29 protein-coding genes and 1 tRNA gene are annotated in these 26730 nt (G+C 31.2%); 16 read left to right on the forward strand and 14 right to left on the reverse strand.

The window, feature by feature from the left end:
• The first annotated feature begins 11 nt into the window (after positions 1-11).
• Positions 12-3524 carry a transcription-repair coupling factor gene (gene mfd, locus EU96_RS0109140; protein ID WP_032526602.1) on the forward strand — a complete coding sequence of 1171 codons (3513 nt, stop codon included), beginning with the start codon at positions 12-14 and terminating at the stop codon, positions 3522-3524.
• A gap of 71 nt (positions 3525-3595) precedes the next feature.
• Positions 3596-3757 (forward strand): hypothetical protein, encoded by a 162-nt coding sequence (locus tag EU96_RS10250; protein WP_193741323.1) that lies wholly within the window; start codon positions 3596-3598, stop codon positions 3755-3757.
• 462 nt (positions 3758-4219) lie between these two features.
• Here the strand turns inward: EU96_RS10250 and EU96_RS04775 are convergent, their stop codons facing one another.
• Genes EU96_RS04775 through dapB form a run of 6 tightly spaced genes read right to left on the reverse strand, consistent with a single transcriptional unit; the run spans position 4220 to position 8248 of the window.
• Entirely contained in the window at positions 4220-4810 is a 591-nt protein-coding gene (locus EU96_RS04775; RefSeq protein ID WP_193741324.1) for a DUF4335 domain-containing protein, read from the reverse strand.
• Between the two features lie 8 nt (positions 4811-4818).
• A complete protein-coding gene (locus EU96_RS09795) occupies positions 4819-5340 on the reverse strand; it encodes a DUF3038 domain-containing protein (RefSeq protein ID WP_342666113.1) in 522 nt (173 codons plus the stop codon).
• A gap of 39 nt (positions 5341-5379) precedes the next feature.
• Positions 5380-5577: a DUF2949 domain-containing protein gene (locus EU96_RS04770; RefSeq protein WP_032526605.1), complete on the reverse strand. Its 198-nt coding sequence runs from the start codon at positions 5575-5577 to the stop codon at positions 5380-5382.
• A gap of 5 nt (positions 5578-5582) precedes the next feature.
• Positions 5583-6737 (reverse strand): FAD-dependent monooxygenase, encoded by a 1155-nt coding sequence (locus EU96_RS04765; protein WP_032526606.1) that lies wholly within the window; start codon positions 6735-6737, stop codon positions 5583-5585.
• Positions 6738-6756: 19 nt separating this feature from the next.
• Complete coding sequence (locus EU96_RS04760) at positions 6757-7398, reverse strand: hypothetical protein (protein ID WP_032526607.1); 642 nt, start codon at positions 7396-7398, stop codon at positions 6757-6759.
• A 1-nt stretch (position 7399) separates the two neighbouring features.
• Positions 7400-8248 (reverse strand): 4-hydroxy-tetrahydrodipicolinate reductase, encoded by an 849-nt coding sequence (gene dapB, locus EU96_RS04755; protein ID WP_032526608.1) that lies wholly within the window; start codon positions 8246-8248, stop codon positions 7400-7402.
• Between the two features lie 102 nt (positions 8249-8350).
• On the opposite strand from dapB, the gene EU96_RS04750 reads away from it, so the two are divergent.
• Positions 8351-12361: a magnesium chelatase subunit H gene (locus tag EU96_RS04750; RefSeq protein ID WP_032526609.1), complete on the forward strand. Its 4011-nt coding sequence runs from the start codon at positions 8351-8353 to the stop codon at positions 12359-12361.
• An 8-nt stretch (positions 12362-12369) separates the two neighbouring features.
• On the opposite strand, the gene folP is transcribed toward EU96_RS04750, so the two are convergent.
• From folP to EU96_RS04735, 3 genes are read right to left on the reverse strand one after another with little or no spacing between them, the layout of a single operon-like run.
• Complete coding sequence (gene folP, locus EU96_RS04745) at positions 12370-13215, reverse strand: dihydropteroate synthase (RefSeq protein ID WP_032526610.1); 846 nt, start codon at positions 13213-13215, stop codon at positions 12370-12372.
• Complete coding sequence (gene tpiA / locus EU96_RS04740) at positions 13199-13924, reverse strand: triose-phosphate isomerase (RefSeq protein ID WP_032526611.1); 726 nt, start codon at positions 13922-13924, stop codon at positions 13199-13201. The genes folP and tpiA overlap by 17 nt, the downstream gene beginning before the upstream one ends.
• Before the next feature lie 52 nt (positions 13925-13976).
• A complete protein-coding gene (locus EU96_RS04735) occupies positions 13977-14153 on the reverse strand; it encodes an RNA-binding S4 domain-containing protein (protein ID WP_002807913.1) in 177 nt (58 codons plus the stop codon).
• 117 nt (positions 14154-14270) lie between these two features.
• Between EU96_RS04735 and EU96_RS04730 the strand changes: the two genes are divergently transcribed.
• Together EU96_RS04730 and EU96_RS04725 are read left to right on the forward strand one after the other, a co-directional pair.
• Positions 14271-15917, forward strand: a complete 1647-nt coding sequence (locus EU96_RS04730) for an ABC transporter ATP-binding protein (RefSeq protein WP_052044253.1) — start codon at positions 14271-14273, stop codon at positions 15915-15917.
• Positions 15918-15947: 30 nt separating this feature from the next.
• A complete protein-coding gene (locus tag EU96_RS04725) occupies positions 15948-16166 on the forward strand; it encodes a DUF6447 family protein (RefSeq protein WP_032526613.1) in 219 nt (72 codons plus the stop codon).
• A 4-nt stretch (positions 16167-16170) separates the two neighbouring features.
• Here the strand turns inward: EU96_RS04725 and carB are convergent, their stop codons facing one another.
• Positions 16171-19467 (reverse strand): carbamoyl-phosphate synthase large subunit, encoded by a 3297-nt coding sequence (carB, locus tag EU96_RS04720; protein WP_032526614.1) that lies wholly within the window; start codon positions 19465-19467, stop codon positions 16171-16173.
• Positions 19468-19575: 108 nt separating this feature from the next.
• Here carB and EU96_RS04715 point away from each other — a divergent pair, with 108 nt between their 5' ends.
• The 5 genes from EU96_RS04715 (at position 19576) to EU96_RS0109150 (ending at position 22141) form a co-directional block, all read left to right on the forward strand.
• On the forward strand, positions 19576-20214 hold the full coding sequence (locus EU96_RS04715) for a DUF3318 domain-containing protein (RefSeq protein ID WP_032526615.1): 639 nt from the start codon (positions 19576-19578) through the stop codon (positions 20212-20214).
• Positions 20204-20548: a ribosome silencing factor gene (gene rsfS / locus EU96_RS04710; protein ID WP_032526623.1), complete on the forward strand. Its 345-nt coding sequence runs from the start codon at positions 20204-20206 to the stop codon at positions 20546-20548. The genes EU96_RS04715 and rsfS overlap by 11 nt, the downstream gene beginning before the upstream one ends.
• A gap of 10 nt (positions 20549-20558) precedes the next feature.
• Entirely contained in the window at positions 20559-21053 is a 495-nt protein-coding gene (locus EU96_RS04705) for a CGLD27 family protein (protein WP_032526624.1), read from the forward strand.
• Positions 21054-22019, forward strand: a complete 966-nt coding sequence (locus EU96_RS04700) for an asparaginase (protein ID WP_032526616.1) — start codon at positions 21054-21056, stop codon at positions 22017-22019.
• Positions 22020-22064: 45 nt separating this feature from the next.
• Positions 22065-22141, forward strand: a tRNA-Met gene (locus EU96_RS0109150).
• A gap of 146 nt (positions 22142-22287) precedes the next feature.
• Here EU96_RS0109150 and EU96_RS04695 read toward each other — a convergent pair.
• Positions 22288-22713: a hypothetical protein gene (locus tag EU96_RS04695; protein ID WP_032526617.1), complete on the reverse strand. Its 426-nt coding sequence runs from the start codon at positions 22711-22713 to the stop codon at positions 22288-22290.
• A 169-nt stretch (positions 22714-22882) separates the two neighbouring features.
• Between EU96_RS04695 and EU96_RS04690 the strand changes: the two genes are divergently transcribed.
• Positions 22883-23065, forward strand: coding sequence for a hypothetical protein (locus tag EU96_RS04690; protein ID WP_032526625.1), 183 nt, complete (start codon positions 22883-22885; stop codon positions 23063-23065).
• Positions 23062-23226: a hypothetical protein gene (locus EU96_RS10255; protein WP_193741327.1), complete on the forward strand. Its 165-nt coding sequence runs from the start codon at positions 23062-23064 to the stop codon at positions 23224-23226. The genes EU96_RS04690 and EU96_RS10255 overlap by 4 nt, the downstream gene beginning before the upstream one ends.
• A 264-nt stretch (positions 23227-23490) precedes the next feature.
• On the opposite strand, the gene EU96_RS10260 is transcribed toward EU96_RS10255, so the two are convergent.
• A complete protein-coding gene (locus EU96_RS10260; protein WP_193741325.1) occupies positions 23491-23655 on the reverse strand; it encodes a hypothetical protein in 165 nt (54 codons plus the stop codon).
• A gap of 155 nt (positions 23656-23810) precedes the next feature.
• A complete protein-coding gene (locus EU96_RS10535; RefSeq protein WP_241434564.1) occupies positions 23811-24101 on the reverse strand; it encodes a hypothetical protein in 291 nt (96 codons plus the stop codon).
• Positions 24102-24751: 650 nt separating this feature from the next.
• Here EU96_RS10535 and EU96_RS04680 point away from each other — a divergent pair.
• The 4 genes from EU96_RS04680 to EU96_RS04665 are packed head-to-tail and all read left to right on the forward strand — an operon-like array spanning position 24752 to position 25845.
• A complete protein-coding gene (locus EU96_RS04680; protein ID WP_032526619.1) occupies positions 24752-25153 on the forward strand; it encodes a MarR family winged helix-turn-helix transcriptional regulator in 402 nt (133 codons plus the stop codon).
• Positions 25153-25338, forward strand: a complete 186-nt coding sequence (locus EU96_RS04675) for a hypothetical protein (protein WP_032526620.1) — start codon at positions 25153-25155, stop codon at positions 25336-25338. Before EU96_RS04680 ends, EU96_RS04675 begins: the two co-directional genes overlap by 1 nt.
• A gap of 2 nt (positions 25339-25340) precedes the next feature.
• Positions 25341-25637: an ATP-dependent Clp protease adapter ClpS gene (clpS, locus tag EU96_RS04670; RefSeq protein WP_032526621.1), complete on the forward strand. Its 297-nt coding sequence runs from the start codon at positions 25341-25343 to the stop codon at positions 25635-25637.
• A gap of 16 nt (positions 25638-25653) precedes the next feature.
• A complete protein-coding gene (locus EU96_RS04665) occupies positions 25654-25845 on the forward strand; it encodes a DUF1651 domain-containing protein (RefSeq protein ID WP_052044254.1) in 192 nt (63 codons plus the stop codon).
• A gap of 543 nt (positions 25846-26388) precedes the next feature.
• On the opposite strand, the gene EU96_RS04660 is transcribed toward EU96_RS04665, so the two are convergent.
• Positions 26389-26577, reverse strand: coding sequence for a hypothetical protein (locus EU96_RS04660; RefSeq protein WP_032526222.1), 189 nt, complete (start codon positions 26575-26577; stop codon positions 26389-26391).
• Positions 26578-26730 lie beyond the last annotated feature (153 nt).

The raw sequence follows: 26730 nt of genomic DNA on the forward strand, positions 1-26730 counted from the left end.
GATAACTATAAATGAGTTTAAATACTTTAGTTAATTATATTTCAAACGCACAAATTACTTCTGAATTAATAAAAAGAATTTCAAAAAATAAAGAATTAAATATTGTTGGTTCAAGTAGATATGCAAAATCAATAATCTTAGATAGCATCGCAAAAAAAGAAGATAAGAATATATTATTAATTTGTCCTAATACAGAAATTGCATACAAATGGATTGGTTATTTTGAAAGTATAAATGATAAAGCAGTTTTATATTATCCACCAACAGAACATCTACCATACGCATCAATTAATAAATCCAAAGAAATTGAATTTACTCAGCTTACTGTTTTATCCAAATTAATAAAAAAAGAGAAAAAAAAACTTAATATTGTTATTTCAACAGAGAGATCACTACAACCTCATCTAATAACTAAAACCTTATTAATTGAAAATAAGCTAGATTTACAAAAAGGGGTTCAAATTGAAATTCAAGAATTAGCAAATAAACTTACCTTGCTGGGTTATACAAGGGAAAATGTAACTTCTACAGAAGGATTCTGGAGTAGGAGAGGGGAAATAATAGATATTTATCCTGTCAATAATGAGTTTCCTATAAGATTAGAATTTTTTGATAATGTAATTGAGAAAATAAGAGAATATGATCCACATACACAAAAAACATTAGAAAATATAAATAATATTGAAATAATACAGGCTGGATTTGATTTACTAATAAAAGATAAGTTAAATAATTTATCTAAGAACAGTATTTTTAATTCAGAAGATATCAATAAAAATAATCTTGATCGTTATTTAGGAATAATTGAAAAAGACCCCTCAAATATAATAGATTTCATAAATAAGGAAACAATTCTTGTAATTGATGAATTAGAAGATTGTAAAAAATTTGCGAATAATTGGTATCTAGATTCAGAAAATAATTTTGATAATTGTGCGCATGAATTAAATGAAAACCTTAAAAATAATGATATTAATTTAAAGGCTAAGCCTAATTTGCATTTAAAGTTTGACGAAATATTAAATTCACTGGAAAATTTTAATTTAATAAAATTGTATGAATTTGAATCTAAAGACAATATTGATAATAGGTTTTTATTAAACGATAAAAGATTAAATTCATACTCTAAAAATATAGGAAAATTATCCAACGATATAAATAGAAACATAAAAAATAAAGATAAAGTATGGATATTATCAGCACAGCCCTTGAGAACAAGGACTTTACTTTTTGAGCATGAATGTAATACAAACTTCTTAAACAATCCAAATGATATTGATGAAGCATTTAAGTCAATTAATAATTCAACTCCTTTAATTATAAAAAATAAAAACAATTATGAAATCCAGGGTTTTTATCTTCCGATTTGGAAAGTTGTCCTCATAACAGATAAAGAATTATTTTCACAACAATCTCTTTTTAATAATGTATTCATAAGAAGAAAAAAAAGAAGTGTCAATTCAAATATAAATGTGAATAAGATTAGTCCAGGTGATTTTATAGTTCATAAAAATCATGGAATAGGAAAATTTTTAAAAATAGAAAAAATCAATATAACTGGTGATTCAAGAGATTATTTAGTGATTCAGTATCAAGATGGGAAGATAAGTGTTGCCGCTGATCAACTTGGTAGTGTTAATAGATATAGATCAAGCGGAAAAATAAAGCCGAAAATAAATAAATTAGGAGGGACAGAATGGGAAAGAATAAAAGAAAAAAATAAGAAACAAATCAAAAAAGTTGCTGTCGATATCCTAAAACTTTATGCAAAGAGAGAAAAATTAAAGGGACATATATACCCAGAAGATGGTCCTTGGCAAGATGAATTAGAGGATTCATTTCCTTATCAACCAACACCAGATCAAATTACTGCTGTAAAAGAAATAAAATCTGATATGGAAAGCGATAAGCCAATGGACAGACTAGTTTGTGGAGATGTTGGGTTTGGCAAAACAGAGGTGGCTGTTCGGGCTATTTTTAAGGCTATTACATCAGGCAAGCAGGTAATATTACTAGCACCTACAACAATACTAGCTCAGCAACATTGGAGAACAATAAATAATAGATTTTCACCTTACCCAATAAAAGTATCATTACTAAATAGATTCAAAACCGTTAATGAGAGAAAGGAAATCTATGCAGGATTAAAAAACAACAAAATTGATTTAGTAGTAGCAACACACCAAATATTAGGGAAAGAAATTGAAATAAAAAACTTAGGACTACTTGTTATTGATGAAGAACAAAGATTTGGAGTAAGGCAAAAGGAGAAAATTAAAAAAATAAAAACTAACATAGACGTTTTAACTCTCTCGGCAACTCCAATTCCAAGAACTCTTTATATGAGCTTATCTGGACTGAGACAAATGAGCTTACTAAATACTCCTCCTCCATCAAGAAGATCAATCAAAACATACTTATCTGAAATAGATATGGATGTAATAAGAACAGCAATAAATCAAGAACTTGATAGGGGAGGTCAAATATTTTATGTTCTTCCAAGGATTTCTGATATTGATCAAGCTGTAAACAAGTTAAAAAATATGTTTCCGAACTTAAAATTTATTATTGCTCATGGACAAATGAACGAAACAGAGCTTGAAAATGCAATGATTTCATTTAATAACGGCGAAGTAGATCTCATGATATGTACAACGATAATTGAAAGTGGATTAGACATACCGAAGGTAAATACAATTATTATTGAAGATTCTCATAAATTTGGACTTTCTCAACTTTATCAACTTAGAGGAAGAGTTGGCAGAAGCGGGGTACAAGCCCATGCCTGGTTATTTTATCCAAATATAAATAAAATCAATGATGCGGCAAAACAAAGATTAAAAGCGATAAAAGACTTTTCGGAATTAGGAAGTGGATATCAACTAGCAATGAAAGATATGGAAATAAGAGGTGTGGGAAGTTTACTAGGAGAAGAACAAAGCGGGAAGGTTAATGCTATTGGATACGATTTATACATTGAAATGCTCCATGAGGCTATTTCAGAAATCAGTGGACAAGAAATACCCGAAGTTAGTGACACACAAATTGATCTCCCAATCAATGCATTTATACCTGCAACATGGATATTAAACAGGGAAGAGAAGCTTGACGCATACAAATCTGCTACTGAATGTTCTAATAATAAGGAATTAACTGAATTAGCTACAGACTGGGTAAATAGATATGGGACCTTACCCAAACCTGTTGAGTCCTTAATTATGTTAATGAGACTAAAATTACTTGCTAAAAAATGCGGTTTTAACAAGATCAAACTCAAAAAGCCAAATATCTTTATAGAGACCAAATTAAAAAAATCTACTTTTAAAATTCTTAAAAATTGCTTACCAAGTAGTGTTCAAAATAAATTTAATTTTGATGAAGGTGAACAATTATCAATAATAACTATAAGAGGTTTAGGAGTAACTGAAATTCAATATCAAATTGATCAATTAATGTTTTGGTTTGGGTTATTTGTAAAAGAAATAATTAATTTTGAAAAAGATCTTCAAATTAAAAAAGAATAAATTATTAAATATTTATTTTAAATCCGCGAAAGAGTTTTATTTCGGTTAGGTTTATAAAAATTTTTTAATTTATGGGTGAATATATAGACATCGGAATTCAAAATTCGATATTACCATTATCAATAATTTTGTCATCTATAATACTTGGTGTATTCGCACTATTCGGAGAAGAAACTGAAAATGATGATGATGATTCTGATTCTGGAAGCGGTGGTCTAATGCAACCAATCTGAAATTATTTATAACTTATCAATTTAGTCTTTCTCTTCGAGACCCTAAATATCCTATAAAAAGATCCTATTAATAAAATTAAAGTAATAATCGAAGAAATAAAAATAAATATAATTAAAAGAATTTCATATAAATTCGAGATTAGATCAATTAACAATATAAATGATTTATTTAAAGTCTTAGGTAGATTTTGTAGAAGGAGATTCTTATTGGGTATTAAATAATTTATATAAATTAAAAAAAGACTCAAAATAAACATAAACGCAGATTCGATAAATAGTCTTTTTTTAGATTTTCTTCTTAAACTTAATTTTTTTTTAAAAATATATTTATTAGAATTCATATTTAAATTGGGAATTTTTAAATCTGCCATATATCAAAGCTAAAAGAATCAATTAATAATTATCCTGAAAAGAAAAATCATCCCATACTATCGTCTTTGTGGTTAGGATGCTATTAAGTCATTATTTTGAATTTATTAGTTCATTTTTTTCTTTATCTTCAACAGGATTATAAAAATAAATAAAAGTAGAGGAGAATAGAATTAAAGAACAAATTGCGATTAGAGGAGGGAGAAAGAAATTGAAAAATTTAACTTTGTTATTTAACCCAAATCTTACTTTTTTAGGAATATTATTTAAAACGGCAGATTTTTTTATAATGACATTTGATGATTCATTTAACTGGTCAAAACAATTTATAATATCTGACAATAAAGAATTGCCAATCTTTATAATTAGTGGTTTAACATCTGGCTTAGAACTCTTAAGAACAATATTATGTATGTGGAGATTGTCAGCTTTCATATCAATCAATTTGGACTCATATAAAGGGATTTCATTATTTATTAGAAGATTTGAATAAATATAAAATGCATCCATAATTGGTCCTAAATGTTGGATTTTCCCTTCAATAAGTGGTTTATCAATAATGGTTAATTTCCATTGTGAAATTATTGATATTTGATCTTTATTTTCATTATTTGAATAATCTGGTAATCCAATTACTTCGAGACTAGCTGAAGATTGATGAAATAATAATCTGTTCTGCATCATATTAAAAACTAAATAAATAAATAATTAATCATCTTTTGATAACCCTTATTAGAGATACAAAGGGATAATATAAGTAAAGACTTTATAATAATCTCGTCATTGCCACTTTGATTTAAAAGCTTTTTCACTCTCATACTATTTATGTTAAACCTCTCGTTAATTAACTCTATAAATCTCTTATTGAAATCATTCCAAATAACTGAAGTATTTTCAGGATCTTCTTTAGATTGAAGTATCTCTCTAATATAGGGATATAAATATCTTGACATTTCAACAGTGATTTTAATTAAGGCATCAAATTCTTCTAATTTAATGTTGTTATTCATATATGATTTTCTTAATGGATTATTATTTCTTAATTTCCAAATTGTAACTTTATTTGGCAAAATATTATTTAATTTGAGCCTATTTGATAGAGAGTAAATGGATTCTATACCATTTAAATCTATGGTCTCTAGGATTAATAATAAAAAATCAAGCTTCTCTATAGATTGCCTTGATACCCGATTCCCTTTTTTTAAAACAGAAATTGTTCTAGATTACGCTATTTATAAATTATAACAGAGTTGTTATTCTATTTTTTGAAATAAAAATGAATATAACTTATCAAGCTCTTCAATAGTTAGCATTCCATAACTCCATAATAAGATTGGTAATGGAGTGTTATTTTTTATTGATAATTTTATACCAAGTTCAATTGATGTCTCATCTAAACCTATTTCATTAAGTAAAAAAATTATAGTATTTTTAGATAAATAATTATCCATGAGTTTTATTTAATTTTTGAATAAATGAGAGATTTAGTCATTTGATTAAGGACTAATTTTCTTATAAAAACAAAATTATTCAAAAGTAAAAATGACAATTTTTTAATTGGAAATAAAAAAAGGTTTCTATTAGCAAAAATTGATATCAAAGAATCAGTTATAAGCATGGTAAAAATAATATCTAAAATTCTGCTTATAAGAAACTTAAATTTAAATAAGATCAAATGGATTTTAGAAATTTCAATATTTTTGTTCAAAAGATCAAAAATAGTATTAACATCTCTCCAACAAGTATTAAGTCCCTGACCTCCTACAGGATGGAAGGTGTGAAATGCATCTCCTACAAAAATTAATTTTTTAAAATTAAAAAATGGTAAATTCAAGGATAATGAAACAGGAAATAAATTATATTCTCCAATTATTTGATCTAACTTAAATTCATCAGGCAGAATAGTTGATAAATTATCCATTAAAAAATTCTTATCAGAATTTAACCTTTCAATGGACTTTAATGTACTAGAAGTCCAAATTACTTGATATAAGTTTTTGTCTAAAGGTAATAATGCAAGTGGGCCTTCTTTTCTAAAAATTTCGTAAGCTCGCTTTTCACAATTACCTCTTAAAGAAACCTTAAAAGTTAAACAAGACTGATTATATGATTTTTTTATATCTATAAAATTAAACAATTTTTTATCAAGGGAATTTGCTCCTGTGGACAAGAATTGATAATCAAAAAATATTTTCTTGTTTAATAATTTTTGTGGCGTCATTAAAAATATATTCTCGTAATTATCCATCTCTCGAAATAATACTGTCATGAGATCTGAATGTTTAACTACCCACCCAATATTTTCAGCAGAACTTATGTCATCATCTAAATCAGAAATTGTTAATTTGGTAAAAGAGGAAGTTATACTGTCTGATATTGAAAGTGTATCAAAGCCAAATAAATATGGTTCTAATTTTTCCCAAAGTCTAAATTTAGATAATATTTTTCTTGTTGAATGCGTAATTGCATAAGTTTTATCTTTATCGATTAATCTATTTCTTGCTAATAAATCAATTAAAAAAATATCGCAATCAAATTTTGCAAGTGCTAATGAAAGAAGTAAACCTGTTGGACCAGATCCAACAATTTTAAAATTAAATCTATTTTTCATCAGAAAATATAAATATCATCTATCTGTTGTTATAAATATAGCAAATTTCCTCAAATGCTGGTCTTAATAAGTAGGGGTACTCTCCAACCCATAAATTAGTTTCTGGCAACCAAGCATCGGTCAAATAAAAATCTCTGTCAAAATTACGGTTATTAGATGTTAATAAACATTTTATTGACGAACCCACTCTAATTTGACTGTGCTTATTTTCCATCGGGAAACTCAACTTTTCTAAATAGCCATCTTCATCTTCTAATTCAAGTACTAACCAAGTTCTTTTATTTTCGATAACCTCTAATCGACCTTGCCTATTGGATTGTTCCCTTGAACTTTCAATCTTTTCTGTTGTATATATGTCGGATACGTAACCATCAAATATAGAAAAAAATTTATTTTTTCTTATTTTCAAATTTTTTCTACTTGATTCAAGAATTGGGCCCCAGATGATATACAAAAAGAAACCTACACATAGGAACAACCAGAAATTATTAGTTTGATCTCCAGTCGAACTAATAATTAATGAGATAAATCCACCAACTGAAGAAACTATTACTCTTTGAAGAATTTTTCTCGGATTCCCCAACGAGTACTTAAATTGACTTCCTGTACCAACTGCAGGAATAAGTTTTGAAATTTGACTTGAATTAATTGGAATTAACATTTTAAAAAATCAATTTTTCAAGTCCGTAAACTAAAGTTTCATAATTACCTATTTTTTTAATAGCCTGTAAAACTCCTGGCATATATGCCTTTCTATCAATAGTGTCATGCTTAATTGTGTAAGTTTCACCTGGAGATCCCATAATTACTAACTGATGAGCGAGCAATCCTGGTAATCGTACAGAATGTATATTAATTCCAGAATCTCTGCGCCCACCACGTACACCTTTCAATGACTCAGACTCTTTTACTAAATTCTGATTAAATTTCTTTGGATATTCTTCAATCATTTCTGCAGTTTTTATACAAGTCCCACTAGGAGAATCAGCTTTTTGATTATGATGCATCTCTATTAATTCAATATTGTCATAAAACCTTGCGGCAACAGATGCTGCCTGCTGAAGAAGAACCATTCCTACTGAAAAATTTGGAATTATTGCACAACCAACGCATGCCTTCTGAGCAAAAATAGATAAGTCTTTTATTTGCGAAGGAGAAAGTCCTGTGGTTCCGACCACTGGTGAAATACCGTATGCGATAGCTGATCTGGTATTTTCATACACAGAATCAGGGTGAGTAAAATCAACCAGAACAGGTTTGATATTTTCATTTCTATAGTTTTGACTAACAGAACATAAAGTTCCTTCAAAATCATTAGAAACAAAAACATCACAATTCTTTACCTTCAATAATTCAGAAATATTTGAGCCATTGTTCTTTTCATTTATGTCAATTGCTCCAACAAGTTCACAATCTGTAGAATTCAATACTGTATTCACAACTTCGCTACCCATTCTGCCCAAAGCTCCGGATACTAGTACTGGTATTGGTTTTTGAGGATTTTCAATCATTTTTGTAAATAATTTTTTTTTAAAGGTTGTTACACGCTATTTATATTGCACACAATAACGTCTTTTCATTCGTAGGCTGGTAGAAATACTTAAATAAAATCAATGTTTACGCAGGTCCGCTCAGCAAATCGCAGAGTATCTCCTGTTGAGGATAACAAACACAAAGTTGTAATAAAAGCAGTTTATGTTGTCCTTGAGCCACAATACCAAAATTCCTTAACGGAAGCTGCAAAGTCAATAAATAAGATGAATGGGCCAATAGGCATAGACCTTAGTGGCTATCTTATCGAAGAGCTTAGAAATGAAAGTAATTTTGAAGATTTTAAAGAAGATATAGCTAATGCAGATATATTTGTTGCCTCCTTAATTTTTATTGAAGATCTTGCTCAAAAAGTAGTTGATGCGGTATCTCCACATAAAGATAAGCTTAAAGCCTCAATTATTTTTCCCTCTATGCCAGAGGTAATGAGATTAAATAAGTTAGGTTCATTTAGTATGGCCCAACTTGGTCAATCTAAAAGTATTATTGGAGATTTAATAAAAAAGAAAAAAGAATCTGATGGAGCAAGCTTCCAAGATTCAATGTTGAAGTTATTAAATACACTGCCTTCAATACTTAAATATCTACCAGTAGAAAAAGCTCAAGATGCTAGAACATTCATTCTGAGTTTTCAGTACTGGTTAGGTGGAACTACTGAGAACTTAAAAAACTTCTTGTTAATGATTTCTGAAAAGTATGCAGTTTCAGAGAGCATAAAAGATCAAATAGAGGAATTCAAGATTCAAGACCCTGAAACATTCCCAGATTTAGGAATTTGGCATCCACTTGCCCCTTGCATGTTTGAAAATCTTAAAGATTATCAAAATTGGGAGAATAATAGAAAAGATATAAATCCTAAAGATGACAAGACTCCAACCATAGGTTTAGTTCTTCAAAGAAGTCATATTGTTACTGGAGATGATGCTCACTATGTTGCCGTTATTCAAGAATTGGAATACAGAGGTGCGAGAGTACTTCCTATATTCTGTGGGGGTTTAGATTTTTCTAAGCCAGTTAATGAATTCTATTATGATTCCATAAATAAAGATCAACCTATTGTAGATGGAGTTGTATCTCTAACAGGATTTGCATTGGTTGGTGGGCCAGCAAGACAAGACCATCCTAGAGCCATTGAATCTCTAAAAAGGCTAAACAGACCCTATATGGTTGCACTTCCATTAGTCTTCCAGACCACACAAGAATGGGAAGATAGTGATCTAGGTTTACACCCAGTTCAGGTGGCACTTCAGATTGCAATTCCAGAACTTGATGGTGCTATTGAACCTATTATTCTCTCAGGTCGTGATGATGCCACAGGTAAGGCGCATACGCTCCAAGATCGAGTTGATGTAATCGCTGAAAGAGCCATAAAATGGTCAACTTTAAGAGTTAAACAAAGAAAGGACAAAAAATTAGCCATTACAGTATTTAGTTTTCCACCAGACAAAGGAAATGTTGGAACAGCAGCGTACTTAAATGTTTTCGGTTCAATTTTTAGAGTTCTCCTTGAAATGAAATCGAAAGGATATCAAATAGATGAACTTCCTAGTAATTCAAAAGAATTAATGGAAAAAGTAATTAACAATCCTGAAGCGATGGATGGCTCTCCAGAGTTAAATATTGCTCATAAGATGTCAGTTAAAGAATACGAAGAGTTCACACCATATTCACAAAGACTTGAAGAGAATTGGGGCAAACCTCCTGGAAACCTTAATAGTGACGGACAAAACCTTCTTATCTATGGAAAACATTTTGGAAATGTTTTTATAGGAGTTCAACCTACATTCGGTTATGAAGGTGATCCAATGAGGCTACTATATTCAAGAAGTGCGAGTCCTCATCATGGTTTTGCTGCTTATTACACGTATGTAGAAAAAATATGGGGTGCTGATGCTGTTCTTCATTTTGGAACTCACGGCTCACTTGAATTTATGCCTGGCAAACAGATGGGCATGAGTGAAACTTGCTATCCGGATTCTCTCATTGGATCATTGCCTAATTTGTATTACTATGCGGCTAATAATCCCTCTGAAGCAACAATTGCTAAGAGAAGAGGATACGCTTCAACTATTAGTTATCTGACTCCTCCAGCGGAAAATGCAGGCCTCTACAAAGGACTTAAAGAACTAAGTGAGCTAGTTGGTTCTTATCAACAATTAAGAGAAAATAGTAGGGGGATTCAAATTGTTAATGCAATAGTTGAGACTTCTAAACAATGTAACCTTGACAAAGATGTAGAGCTTCCATCAAAAGACGTAGAAGAACTTTCAATAGATGAAAGAGATTTATTCGTTGGTAATGTCTATAAACAATTGATGGAAATTGAAAGTAGATTATTACCTTGCGGTCTTCATACTATTGGAGAAGCTCCAACAGCAGAAGAAGCTGTTGCAACACTTGTAAATATTGCATCTTTAGAGAGAGAACAAGAGGGATTAAGATCTCTTCCTGGATTACTCGCAGAATCCATGGGTCTAACTATTGAACAAATTTATGATGGTAATAATAAAGGGGAACTTAAATTTGTAGAGTTAAATGAAAAAATCATAAAGACAGCAAGAGAGTCGATTTTTGCGATGGTCAACTCTTTAAAAATAGTTGATGGCAGAGTTTATTTAGAAAAATCACTTCTTTCCAAACTTTTCGATTTACTTAAAGTTTTCGGTCTAAATCTACCTACCCCTTGGCTAAGAGTCTGCAGATTAAATGGATTTAATGAAGTTAATCAGAAGGAATTAAATAAATTATTTGATTACTTACTTTTCTGTCTTGAACAGATCTGCGCAGACAAAGAAATGGATAGCCTCATTAAAGCATTGGATGGAAATTATGTTTTACCTGGACCAGGTGGAGATCCCATAAGAAATCCAGGTGTTTTGCCCAGTGGTAAAAATATCCATGCACTTGATCCTCAATCAATCCCAACTACAGCAGCAGTAGCTGCAGCAAAGTCTGTTGTTGACAAATTAATTGAAAGACAAAAGGAAGAGCAAGGGAGCTGGCCTGAAACAATAGCTTGTGTTTTATGGGGTACTGATAACATCAAAACCTACGGAGAATCACTGGCACAAATCTTATGGTTTGTTGGAGTAAAACCAAAACCAGATTCTGTTGGAAGAATTAACAAACTAGAATTAATCCCTTTAGAGGAATTAGGTAGACCAAGAATAGATGTAGTAGTTAATTGTTCAGGAGTATTTAGAGATCTATTTATCAATCAAATGGCATTAATAGATCAGGCAGTCAAATTAGCAGCTGAAGCTGATGAACCATTGGAATCTAATTTTGTAAGGAAGCATTCACTAGAACAAGCAGAAAAAGAAGGCACTTCTATTAGAGAAGCTTCAGCGAGAGTATTCTCTAACGCAAGTGGAAGTTACAGTTCAAATGTTAATTTAGCCGTAGAAAATTCAACATGGGAGGAAGAAAATGAATTACAAGAAATGTATTTATCACGCAAAACATATGCTTTTAATGCCGATAATCCAGGTGAGATGAATCAAAAAAGAGAGGTATTTGAGTCAGTAATGAAAACAGCAGATGTTACATTCCAAAACCTTGATTCTTCAGAGATTTCACTAACAGATGTAAGTCATTATTTTGATTCGGATCCAACAAAATTGATCAAGACATTAAGAGATGACGGAAAAGAACCAAGTAGCTACATAGCAGATACAACCACTTCTAATGCTCAAGTTAGAACACTTGGAGAAACTATCAGATTAGACTCAAGAACAAAACTTTTAAATCCTAAGTGGTATGAAGGTATGCTCAAATCTGGCTACGAAGGAGTTAGAGAACTTTCTAACAGACTTAATTACACTCTGGGTTGGAGTGCGACAAGTGGTCAAGTAGATAATTTTGTATATGAAGAAACTAATGAAACATTTATAAATGACGAAGAGATGAGGAAAAGATTAATGGATCTTAATCCTAATAGTTTCAGAAGAATTGTTGGAACATTGCTAGAAGTCAATGGTAGGGGATATTGGGAAACTTCAGATGAGAATATAGAACAGTTGAAAGAACTATACCAAGAGGTAGAGGATAAAATCGAAGGCGTTAAAGAATAATAAATTTATTATTTTCTGTAAATCCTATCTGCTACTTTCAGGATTTGATAATTTAGTTTAACGTTGTGAACTCTCACAATGTCAATGTTAAATTGAGAACAAAGACAACTTATTGCAAGTGTTCCTATATCCCTTTCTTTTGGATTTTTCTCATTCAAAATTGCTCCTATAAATCTCTTCCTAGATGCACCTATCAAAATTGGCAAATTCCATTTTTTAAATACATCTAAGTTTCTCAAGATTTCCAAATTATGAATAATATCCTTAGAAAAACCAATTCCAGGATCCACTATTATATTTTTTTCAGATATATTTTTTTCTAAAGCATTCTTTATTAAATTATCAAGCGAGCACTTAACATCACTCAATACATTCTGGTAATTAGATAGTTGATTCATATTTTGACTATTACCACGACTATGAGTTATGACGAATGGGCAATTAAATTCTGAAACAACATCCAAAATTTTTATATCTCTTCTTCCTCCCGTGACATCATTTATCCAATTAGCACCATTTAAAAGAGCTTCGTAAGCTACTTCAGAATTAAAAGTATCAATAGAAATTAAAACATCTGGATATTCAGATTTTATTAATTTTAGATATGGGATCAATCTCTTTATTTCTATACTAGATCCAACTTCTTCAGCCTCAGGTCTCGTACTTTGAGCACCAAGATCAATAACATCAACACCATTACTAAAGAAATGATTTACTTGATCTAAAACTTTTTTTGAAGAGTTTAATTCCCCACCATCACTAAATGAATCAGGAGTTAAATTAATAACTCCCATAATTGAAGTTTTTTGGCCCCAGCCTTTTGGCCATGGATTTTTCTTATTTATAATTTGCAATTCTCGCAAAACTATTCGGATCTAATGAAGCACCTCCAACTAACACCCCATCTATATCACTCATTGACATGATTTCGTCAATATTATTAGGTTTAACAGATCCTCCATATTGAATAATTAAATCATCAAAACCTATTAATTTCCTAATCAAAGAACATATCTTATTAGCGTCTTCAGCTTCACACGTTTTACCAGTGCCAATAGCCCATATTGGTTCGTAGGCAACAATTAAATTAGATGGATCTGTATTTTCTAATCCTTGTTCAACCTGTCTAGTAATAACTCTATCAGCTTCTCCTCTCTCTCTTTGTTCTAATGTTTCTCCTACACAAACTATTGGAGTAAGTCCACTAGATTGAGCAAAAACTGCTCTTTTATTAATTTGTTCATCACTTTCACTAAAATATTTCCTTGGTTCACTATGTCCAACGATTGCATATGAGACACCATGTTCAAGAAGCATTTTTGGAGATATTTCTGCAGTAAATGCTCCTTGATCTTCCCAATGAATATTTTGACTAGAAATGTCTAAATAATCAAAATCAGAATGATTAGAAAACGTTGAAATAGCTGTAAAAGGTGGAGCAATAACAACTTTACGATCGTCTTTTATGTTTTTTATTAAAGGAATAAACTCTTTTAAATATGATTTAGCTTCAGCACAAGTCATGTGCATTTTCCAATTACCAGCAATAACAGATTTTCTCAAAATACTATCTCCAAGAAAAATATACTAATACAAAGTGAGTTGAATAAGCTAACTATTCAAAAATTAATTCATTTTTTAGAAATATTACTTTATCACCCTTGTTTAACTTCCTTCCTCTCCTAGTCTCAATTACACCATTAACTTTAACAGAACCGGATTTAATAAAAATTTTTGCTTCGCCACCAGAAGATACCAAATTTTTCCATTTTAAGAATTGATCCAATTTCATTGTTTTTATACCCAAAGATATTGATAAAGTAGGATAAACAATTAAATATATAATATCTTGAGACTAATTCCACCAGTCAGAACATATTCAAATAGGTTTATCAAGGGTTTTATATGCATGCTTATTTATGTAGCTTGTTGGCCTTTATTAGCTTATTTAGCTGGAAACTTAATTCCAGCTATTGGGTCAGGTGATCTCTCAAAAGTTTCTAGCATAATAATTAAGTCTTTATTTGTATTTTTAGTTCAGAAAACTGCTCAATTTGGACAGGATGTATTCATAGCAAAACCATCTTTAGAAATTAGTGAAGTGATGAGAGGAAATTTATTTAGCAGAATTCAAAAAATAAAGATGAATTCTTTTGAAAATATTTCAGCCGGGGACATCACATATAGACTGACAGAAGATGCAGACAGGGTAAGCGAAGTTATTTATAAAACAGCTCAAGATACTATTCCATGCACTTTACAGTTGTTAGCGGTAATAATATATATGTTTTATTTAGACTGGTCATTAACAGTATCAACTTTCGTTTTAGCACCATTGATTATTCTTTCAGTTAACAGTTTTGGAAGAAGAGTTTTAATAGCATCCGAAAAAAGTCAAGAATCAACAAGTGATTTAGCAGGTTTAATAGGTGAATCTATAAATGGAATGTCCACGATAAGATCTTTTGCTGCAGAAAATTGGATTGAGAAAAGATTTTATAAAAGATTAAGTACAAATAAAAAAGCAAAATATAAAACATTAAAACTACTTGCATTTCAACATCCAGTTGTTGGTTTTGTTGAAGCATTTGGAATATTAGCAATATTAGGTTTAGGAGCCGCAAGAATCAATCTAGGCCTTCTAACAAGCGAAGAATTTAGTAGTTTTTTTGCAGCAATATTAATGCTTATTGATCCGATAAGCCATATAAGTACAAATTTTAATGACTATAAACAGGCAGAAGCTTCAATAAAAAGGTTGAAAAACATAAATCAAGAACCTGTCGAAGATGATAAGGAAAATTTAATACGGATATCCAATATCGAAGGCAAATTAAGATTCAAAAGTCTTAATTTTGAATACAAAAAAAATAATCAAGTTCTTAGAAATATAAATTTAGAAATTAAGAAAGGGGAAGTTATAGCTTTCGTTGGAGCTTCAGGGGCTGGTAAAAGTACAATGATGGGATTGATATTAAAATTTATAACTCCAACTAATGGTGACATTTTTATTGATGATAAAAATCTAAAATTGCTTAATACAAAAGATTTAAGACAAAAAATTGCAATAGTACAACAACAGCCTTTTTTATTTTCAGGAAAAATTATTGATGTAATAAAAATGGGTAGGAATTTTACTAAAGAAGAAGTTATAGAATCAGCAATAAAAGCAAATGCCCACAACTTTATTCAAAAGCTTCCAGATAAATATGAAACTAAGATAACTGAACGAGGATCAAATTTCTCAGGGGGCCAGATCCAGAGGATAGCAATTGCAAGAGCAATACTAGGAAACCCTTCCATTCTTCTTTTAGATGAAGCTACAAGTGCATTAGATGCAGAATCAGAGGCAGAAGTTCAAGAAGGTCTTCATAGAGCAATGAAAAATAGAACTGTTATTGTAATCGCTCATAGATTAGCCACTACGCAAGAGGCAGATAAAATAGTTGTATTCGATAAAGGCAAAATAATTGAGGTTGGAAAACATCTTGATTTACTCAATAAAAAAGGCATTTATAAAGAATTATGTGAAAAACAATTGATCAAAAAATTATAACTCTATCTTATTAATTAAAAAGTTAATTCCATGAGTGAAAACCCAAATGATACTTCCAACCCAGTTTTAACCTTTGAAGGAAAGAAGTATTTAATAAATGAACTTTCTAATGACATAAAAGAATCTATTAAAGGATTACAAATAGCGGAAACCCAACTTAAAATGCATGAAGACACCTTGAAATTACTTTCAATTAGTCGAAACTTTTTAGCTAATCAATTAAGAGAAAAACTAAAAATCTTAGAGTAAACTCTTAAAAATTATGGATTTCTTGTAGAGAGTATGTATTAATTTTATTGCTTTGCAAGGCTTTGATTGCTTTAATGGCTGCCCTAGCTCCAGGAATGGTAGTAAATGTTGGAATATTATATTCCAACGCAGCACGTCTTAAATAGGCGTCGTCATGAAGAGCTTGAGATCCTATTGGAGTATTAATTACTAATTGAACAAGTCCTGAGCGAATTAGGTCCTCAATATTTGGTCTACCTTCATGCACTTTAAGCACTTCTTCAACTTGAATGCCTAAATCAACCAAGTATACAGCGGTACCTTTTGTTGCTATTAATTTAAATCCTAAAATTAATAATTCCCTGGCTATTTCTTCAAGATTTTTTTTATCTAAATCATTAGTAGACAAAAAAGCTACTCCTTCAGAGGGAACACCATTTCCTGCTGCTAATTCCGACTTAGCATAAGCAATTCCGAAATCTTTAGCTAAACCCATTACTTCTCCAGTAGATTTCATTTCAGGACCTAGTAGCGTATCAGACCCAGGAAATCTTTTGAAAGGCAAAACAGCTTCTTTTACTGCTTGATATTTTGGAGAAAACTCTTTGGTGAAATTAACATCTTCTAATGTAAAACCTTGCATTAATTGGGTAGCTAATTTTGCAACTGGTTTACCAATGGCTTTTGAAACGAATGGGACAGTTCTTGAAGCTCTGGGGTTTGCCTCAAGAATAAATAATTTGTTTTCTTTATTATTTATATTTGTCACTGCAAATTGCAAATTAATTAAACCAACAACATTTAGTCTTTTTGCAATTAATTTAGTCCAATTCTTTACTTTATCTAATGTGGATGTTGAAAGAGAAATTGATGGTAAACAACAAGCCGAATCTCCAGAATGAATTCCTGCAGGTTCCACATGTTCCATTAGACCAGCAATTACAACCGAACCTTCTGAATCACATAAAGCATCAACATCTATCTCAATAGCATTATTTAAATATTGATCAAGCAGGATTGGTTGATCTGGCGATACCTTAACTGCTTCAGAAATGTATCTCGATAATTCATTCTCATCATTAACAATTTCCATTGCCCTGCCTCCTAAAACATAAGAGGGTCTTACAACCAATGGGAATCCAATATCTTTTGCTACCGTTTGTGCTTCATTTAGATTACGAGCTATGCCGTTTAAAGGTTGACTAATACTTAATTCTTCAAGTATTTTTGTAAATTCCTCTCTATTTTCAGCTAAATCTATAGAAATTGGAGAAGTCCCTAGGATTTTTGTTCCAGTTTTGACCCCATCATTAGATTTAAGCCATTCAAATAAAGGTAATGATAATTTCAATGGGGTTTGACCTCCAAATTGAACAATCAAACCATAAGGATTTTCAGCTTCTATTATGTTGAGCACATCCTCCAAAGTTACTGGCTCGAAATATAAAATATCGCTAGTATCATAATCTGTTGATACAGTTTCTGGGTTACTATTAACCATTATTGTTTTGCAACCATTTGCAGAAGCTTGATATGACGCATGACAACAACAGTAATCAAATTCAATTCCCTGACCAATTCTGTTTGGACCTCCGCCAAGAATCATAATTTTTTCTGATTCATTATTTTCTGAAATCTCGCTATCAAAAATTTGAGAATTTAAATTAATAAAAGATTCTTCGTAAGTTGAATAATGATAGGGAGTTGATGACGAGAACTCTGCTGAACAGGTATCAACAGTCTTATAAATTGGTATTATCTTCAGGTCTTTTCTATAGGCTCTTACTTCAAAAAGCTCAGAATAAGTTAACTTTGCTATTTGTTGATCTGAAAAGCCTAATTGTTTAGCATGTAGCATCAAATCCCTATCTAAAGAATAAAGTTTTTTATCCTTCAAAAAATCATGCTCAAAATTAAAGATATTTCGTAGTTTTTCGATAAACCACAAATCTATATTAGTAACTTCTTTAATATAAGAATTAGTTTTTCCAAGCTGCATTGCTTTTTTAACTATTAGAATTCTTTCCGAAGTAGGGTTTCTTAAACTATTCTTTAGGTGATTTTCGTTCTTAAATTCATCAAGAGAATCACATTCCCATCCAAAAATACCTACTTCTAGGGATCTCAATGCTTTCTGAAATGATTCTTCAAAAGAACGACCAATTGCCATTGACTCACCAACAGATTTCATAGCAGTGCTTAAGGTTTTTGATGAGCCTTTAAACTTTTCAAAGGCAAATCTAGGAATTTTGGTAACTACGTAATCAATTGATGGTTCAAAACATGCAGGTGTTTTTTTTGTAATGTCATTAATAATCTCATCTAGTGTATAGCCAACTGATAATAAAGCTGCAATCTTGGCTATGGGAAATCCAGTTGCTTTACTTGCCAAAGCAGAGGATCTACTCACACGAGGATTCATCTCTATGACAATTACTTCTCCATTAGTTGGATTTATTGCAAATTGAATATTACTCCCTCCAGTTTCAACTCCTACCTCTCTAATGATTTTCAATGATAAGTCCCTTAATCTCTGATACTCCTTATCTGTTAAAGTCTGAGCAGGAGCGACAGTAATGGAATCGCCAGTATGGACCCCCATAGGGTCTAAATTTTCAATACTGCAAACTATTACTACGTTATCTGCAGTATCTCTCATTACCTCCAATTCAAACTCCTTCCATCCAATAAGTGATTTTTCAATTAATATTTGATTACTTGGACTTTCCTCTAAACCTGTTGAACACAATTCTACAAATTCTTCAAGATTAAAAGCAATTCCACCTCCTACACCACCCAAAGTAAATGCAGGCCTTATAATAAGAGGATAGGAATTAATTTTTTTTGATACCTCTTTAGCTTCAGTCAGGTTAGATGCTATACCAGATGGGCACACATTTACATTTATTTTTTCCATCGATTCTTTAAACAATTTTCTATCTTCGGCTTTATTAATAGCTCTTAAATCAGCACCAATTAATTCAACATTATTTTTTTTTAAAAAATCTGACTCTGATAATTTAACAGCAAGATTCAATGCGGTTTGACCTCCCATCGTTGGAAGAATAGCATCAGGTTTTTCTCTTAAAATGATCTGGGAGACAATTTCAGGAGTCAAGGGTTCAATATATGTTTTGCTTGCGATCTCAGGATCAGTCATTATCGATGCCGGATTTGAATTTATTAAGATAATTTCATAACCAGCTTTCCTTAAAGCTTTGCAAGCTTGAGTGCCAGAGTAATCAAATTCGCATGCTTGTCCTATAACAATCGGTCCTGAACCAAGAATAAGAATTTTTTTAAGATCACCCCTTTGAGGCATAATTTAAACCTTCTATTTATTTCATGCTACTTATAAATCATCAGATGTTAATCTAGTTACTTGAAAAGCAACATTTGTTTCTATAGTATTGAAAGAAAATAATTTTTTATGAGCGAACTTCAACGACTTAAAAGTTTGTTGCCTCCAGAGAATGAAAGTTGGGTATTTATTGAAGCTGCTGCTGCTATAGATCCACCTTTAATAACACTTGAGGAAATTGGTCGTGACGAAGTAGAAATCCAAATAGATTTAGATGAATGGGATAACTTTGCAATTGACCACAGAAATCTTTTATTTTGGCACGAAATAGGGAAAATCCAAAATGACACAATTCCCAGAGATGGATGGGAAATGGCAGCTCTTGCAATAGGGCTTGGAGGGGCGATAGGGGAATTGTGGGTACAAGATGGTTTACTTTTATTACTTGCTCTTGGTTTATCAAGTTTTGCAGGGTATAGATTATATATAAAAAATAATTCTGAAAAAAAACTTCAAGATGCAATCTTTGCTGATGAAAAAGCTATAGATCTTGCATGTAGATTTGGATATAGCATCCCAAATGCTTACAAAAGTCTTGGAGGAGCATTAAAGGAGTTAATTGATAAAACTCGAAAGAAGAAAAAAAGAAGTTTCTTTGAGGATAGATTAGATGCATTAAGAAAAAGTGCTGAAAAAGCTAGATCAGAATTATCTCAGCAAGAAGGTTCAGAAAAATCAGTCTCAAGCGAAAATGTTTATGGACAATAAAACTTTAGTTTTAATGGCAGCTAAAGCTTGTGATGATAAAAAGGCTAAAGACATAAAACTTATAAAAATAGACAAGGTATCGTTCATTAGTGAATGGATATTAATTGCAGAAGGATTATCTGATGTACAAGTTAGATCTATAACTAACTCTGTAGAGGGAGAGCTTAGAGAGAAGGCTAAAATTGAACCAATTAGAAAAGAAGGGGTAAACGAGGCGAAATGGGCTTTACTTGATTATGGTGATTTGATTGTAAATATTTTTCAACCAGAAATAAGAAAATTTTATGACCTTGAATCATTCTGGAGCAATGGAGATAATCTTACATTTCCATAATTATTATTTTATGAGCGAATCTAAATGTCCTGTACCGAGAGATCAGCAACCCACAAATGAATTCATTGAATTATCAAAATCCATCTTTTTTTCTTGGCCAAAAACAAAAAAATCACTAATACTTATATTAATTAAATTCTGGGTGGGTACTTTTGTTATTTTTCTTGTTATTTCTTCAGGAAGTATATATTTTAAAACATCCCTTTTAAAATATATTTTATTAAGTTTTTTTAGTAGTTTATCAATACCTCTCTTAATTTCTATCAAGTTATATCTTGGATGGAATCACATATTTAAGAGATTATCATCAGAAAGAGTTGAGTATGAAGAATCTGGATGGTATGACGGTCAAATATGGATAAAGCCGTTAGTTTTAAAAGAAAAAGAATCACTTATTGCCTCAATTGAGGTAAAGCCTATTTTGAAAAATTTAATTCAAATTTTATCTATTATCTCAATCTTAGCTTTATCAGGAATATTGCTATTTCAATATAACAATTTCTAAATGAGTTCTAACTTCAAAAACCTTTACACATCGAATAATCCTCCATTACAAGCAATATTAATGAGAGGATCAAATATTGAGTCCATCCATAAAATTCATGCTGTTATTACCGACAAAAAAGGGAGGGTTTTAATGTGTGCAGGGAATCCAGAATATAAAAGTTTCATAAGGTCAGCATTAAAACCTTTTCAAGCAATACCTTTTGTTAGCAGTGGAGCTGCATCAAAAATCAATAATGATTCAAAATCAATTGCACTAGCATGCGGTTCACATAGTGGATCAAAAATTCATTCAAGGGAAGCCTTCAAAATTTTATGGGAATATGACATCGATATTAATAATCTGAAATGTCCAAAATCAAAGATAAGTCCATTAGAACATAATTGTTCCGGCAAACATACTGCTTTTTTAGCTACATGCAAAAAAATGAATTGGCCATTAGATACTTACTTAAAGGGGGATCATCCACTTCAAATCGAAATATTCAGAATTGTTTCTGAATTACTTCAAATCCCCATATCTGAAATAAAAGCACAGCGTGATGATTGTGGTGCCCCAACTCTTTATTTAAAACTATTAGAAATGTCTAAGTTATATTCTCTTCTAAGCAGTTCAGATAATGCTGAATTAGAACAAATCAGCAGAGCAATGATAACTAACCCAATAATGATAAGCGACAACAATAAATTTGATACAGAAATAATTAAGGCATCACATGGACAAGTTATAGGTAAAGGTGGTGCCGAGGGAATACAGTGCCTATGTAAGGTAAATGAAGGGATAGGACTTGCTTTAAAAGTAGAGGATGGTTCAAAAAGAGCCAAGCATGCAGTAAGTCTTCACTTACTTAAACAGTTAGAGTGGATATCTGACTTAAGAATTCAAGACATTGAAGACAAAGTTTTTAATTTTGCTCAAGGAGTCCGAATTGAAGTTAAAGGTCAATTAAAATTCCAAGAATCATAAACAAATCGAAAAAACAACCCTTTCAGATGTATGCTATGTATATATCGCGGGGTAGAGCAGTCTGGTAGCTCGTCGGGCTCATAACCCGAAGGTCGGAAGTTCAAATCTCCCCCCCGCCACCAATGAGAAGCCCGTCATAGACGGGTTTTTTTATTGCCTGAATGGACTCAAGGATATGAGTAGGGTGCTAATAAGGGTACTAAAGAGACATGAGAGACACCAAAAACCTTTGAAAGACACCCAAATGTCAACTTTCTTTGATGTGTTCTTAGTTAATAAGAATTGTTTGAGATCCATCTTTATTATCTGTTACGGTTATTTTTTTATTGGGAAATGACTTAGATAATAATCTTTTCAAATTTTTATTTTTGTTTGAGATTATATATTCATTTTCTTTGGCATTAGCTTTCTCTATCTTGATCAGTTGCATCTTCTTCAAAAAAGCAATCCTCTCTTCTTGTTTAGCTTTCTCTATAGCTAGCCTATCTTCTTCTGCAACGACATCATCATTTGAATTGTTTTCAATCAACAATTTCTTTTGGTCTTTCAAAAGTAATTGGACCAATTCTTTTTTTGTTTTACGACTATATAAGTGAATTGATAATTTTTTTGCTTCTAGACGTATTTCTCTGAAGCTTAGTTTAAGTAACTTATCTTTTATGTTTTCATCACTATCAAGGAGATTATTAATCATTATTTTTAAAAACTGCTAAAGAAGATAGTATGAATGTCCTAGATAATGCAATGTATTAATTACTTATTAATAATTAAAAGTCGATATATTCTTACTAAACCAAACCAATTCCTGATATAGATGATTTAATAGACGAGAAGGAAAATAAGTTTAATGATGTTTGGTGGTAATGAGTACTAAATGGAATGACAAATCCTGGCAGAAAGAATTCTTGAATATGAAGTCACATACTCCTGCTGATGCAAAGCTGCTAATGGGAGGTGTAAAAGGATTAAAAGATGCTTGGCGTTTAGGAGTTCTTCATGTTGAATACGAAAGACTGAAGAAAATACAAGAGCAACAACAGCAATGAAAAAAGAAATAGATTGGACAAAAGAATTAATAGAAAGTGGAAAGTTTAATAATCAATTTTCAAAAAATATATTAGAAAATGGAGCAAAGAATTATATGCTGGAAATTTATATGGGATATATGTATTCCAGATGGAGAAAAATTAGAGAGTTAACTAAATAACAAATACCAAAATACAGACAGCTATGTTTAAGAACAAGCTAATGGTTTTAGAATTAATTCTCATAATTATCTAGCTTTAGTAAGCTTAATTTCTCTCTTAATAAGTAACGGTATAACAACAATAAACATGTTCATTAGAAATACGTCTAATGGCATTGAATAAAAAAATCTCTACTCAATTAATAGCAATGATATTGATGTGCCAATAAAAAAAGAGGGTTTAACCAACCCTCCCTTTTTAGATCATAATTAAGCAAGAAAATTTTAGGAATCTAATAATTCCATTTCTTTTTGAGCTTGCCTGATTCTTTCCTCAAAGACGGATCTCCTGTATGGAGTAACTTCTCCATTTTTAGTTGCCAAAAGCTGGGCTTGATTAAGCCTATTGGCTTTGTTGATTTTGTCTCTTATTTGTAAGAGGTTATTCATGGTCTTATGCAGTTAATGAGAATCCCGTTCCCTATTCCCATGTCATGCGTCCAGTTATATAAATATTGGATGAACGTAAATAAAAAATAACATTCAATAATTATTATTGCGAGAGTAATTCTTACTAAATTTCCTTACTCTTTAAAAAACAAAACCTAATCATCGTAGACCAGACAAAGAGGGTCGGATGGATTTAACTCACATTCCTTTTCCCAATAGTCTGCTAGGTCTGTTGACATCTTTTTCTCTTGGATTAGTTCCTTTAGAATTGAATAATCACTTGCATTATCAAGATCTCTTGAATTCTTATCTTGAATGCAGAATGTTGTTTTTAGTTTCATGGTACTTACCTCTTGTTCATATCTATGGTCTAATCCGTTTAAATAGTTCGTTGAGAATTTTATGTGTGCGGTAAGAGGTACTAAATTGTACGGATTGAGGATCAAAAAGAACTCACTGATCTCGAGTGAGCGAGATAAAAATATTTTTGAGAGGATCTTGGAAGTCTTATTTTAGACCTGTGTTGCCACTCTAAATTCGTATTGCTATAAATTTAAAGCGGACTAAAGTCTGTAAACTCCACGATGATTTAGTCCGCTCCGATTCGAGCATTTTTGTTTTACGAGTAATTATTCTAGAAATGTTTTTTGTTTGAATAATGTTATTAATAAGTGTTCGTAGTGATACAAATGTTTTGATTGTTAGATATAAGAGTTTTGTTTATTGCTAATACACTTCGAATAAGGTTATTTAGGTCAGTTACTAAATCCTCGTGGAAAAGACTTTAGTAAATTTCTTTTATTGGTTACTAATGAGATCAGTCGAATCCCATTACGGCTCATCCTTAGTTCCAGCAAAAGTTCCTTCTAATTCGATCAAGAGTTTCTATTAAATTTTCAAGGTTCTTTAAGGTAGAAATTAAATAATTATTTCTTAGTGTCTAATGCTTTACTAGAGTCTCATGCATTCTTTACAACTTCATACATGGAGTTCTAGCATTACCAATATAGCATAAACTATCCACTAATGGATCTATATTTACAAGCCGACACAAAATACGTTAATATCATAGTCATAAGAGAGGAATTGACTTGAGATGACACAATCAAAACTTGAACAATTTCCGAAGATAGACAACGAATCGTATAACCTTTTACGAGTCCTTACTATGTTTATGAAGTTAGATAAATCGCAGGACGTTCCACTTCAAGCAATGGCAGTATTTTGGTTTGTAGCGACCTTTCAGAATTGCAGTAAAAAGAATATTGAGGAACACTTTAAAATGAGTAAAGCTAGCGCATCAAGACTCACAGACTATTTAAGTAGATATCACCGACTAGGCAAAGCTGGCTTAGGATTAATTTCAAAAGAATCTGATCCTAAAGATAAAAGGAAAACACTTTTAAAACTAACCAGGAAAGGTAAGGATTTAATAGAAAAGTCTTTTAGTACACTTTATGAAGACGTAAAAGATTACGAAATAGACTATGAAGAGTAATGAATAACCTAATTAATCCTCTAGCACTTGGGAAAGTATTAAAGAAGTACAATTTAACTCCACAGAATAAGCAGCAAGTAGTCTTACTATCTAAACAGAAAACCGCAACATGGTCAGCAATACATAGACTTGCAAGAAAACTAGAATTTAAGCAGTCAGTAGTTGATCAACAGCAACAACATTAACGATGGAATTATCTACCACTTCACCTACTACAGTCTTAGAACCAAAGACAGTAAAACAAAAATATCCAGAAGCAAGAGTGATAGTTCTTGATGATAATTTTAATACCTTTCAACATGTAGCAAATTCCCTTTTGGCAATAATTCCAGGAATGAGTGAAAATAGATCATGGGCTCTAGCCATTGAAGTAGACCAGTCAGGTTCCACAGAAGTATGGAGAGGTAATTTTGAACAGGCTGAGTTTTATCACGAGCAACTGGTAAGTAAAGGTTTAACTATGGCTCCAATTGAAAGAACATAAATTTCATTGAGAGTATATGGAAAAATTTACTTTGATAAATAAGGATAGATCAAGAATAAAAGTATTTGAACCATTTGAAGATGTTTCGAAGCCTAGTCCTTGTATTGATGCAATGATGGTTAGTTATGGTTGTGTATATAAAAGGAGTATTAAACCAGTTATGAAAGGGAGTCGAGTTGAAACTATTGAAGCTGCACGTTGTATATGAAAGATTGAAGAAAAAACAAGAGCAGTAGCAAAAGCAAAACTAGATAGTAAATATCAAAATACAAAAGGCTGCGTTGAGTATCAAGCTTATGGTTTTAGAATTAAATTTCATAGAATTAAAAAAAGGACGTAAAATACGTCCTATTAAAAAGCTTGATAATCCCCATCACCCAGCTTTTTTAAAATATTAGCACTACATATGGTGTTTGCATGTAATAAATTTTACCTATTGATGGGGTTGTTCGTTTCTGTTTAATTTGTCATGATAGAAATCCCCATCACCTAGGCTCGCAAGAGTCTATTTTTTTGCATAAAAATAATTGACGTTATTTGAATTGATAGGCAAAAATAAATCTATTAATTACTAACAAATTGTCTCAAGCTACTACCATATTCAATTTATTAAAGAGATAACAATAATAATTAGGCTTTGTTCTGTGGTTTCACTATCAATCTTTCTAATAGTTCTTGGTTTTTATGGTGTGGTTGGCAAAAAGATTTATGCCTTATTTCTAAGGAAACGTTGGATAAACAACCCCAAACACTAATCATCGTAGACCAGACAACGTGGGTCGGATGGATTTAATTCACATTCCTTATCCCAGTAGTCTGATAAATCATTAGAAATCCCTTGCTCTTCTACAAGTTCTTTAAGTATTGAATAATCCTTTGCATTATCAAGATCTCTTGAGTTCTTATCTTGAATTGCGAATGGTGATCTTTTTAAATTCATAATTAATTACCTCAAAATTTTTGTTGGATTCTGGTTACAGAATTTGGATGGTCATGTATAAAAGAATTAAATTCTCTAGCAAGCATCAGGCAGTCATATGCATCGCGAGCATAGAAACCTATTTGATGTGTACTGTTTGATGAATCTTTGTAA

It is taken from the genome of Prochlorococcus marinus str. MIT 9302, assembly GCF_000759975.1.
In the GTDB taxonomy this organism is placed as follows: Bacteria; Cyanobacteriota; Cyanobacteriia; order PCC-6307; family Cyanobiaceae; genus Prochlorococcus_A; species Prochlorococcus_A marinus_M.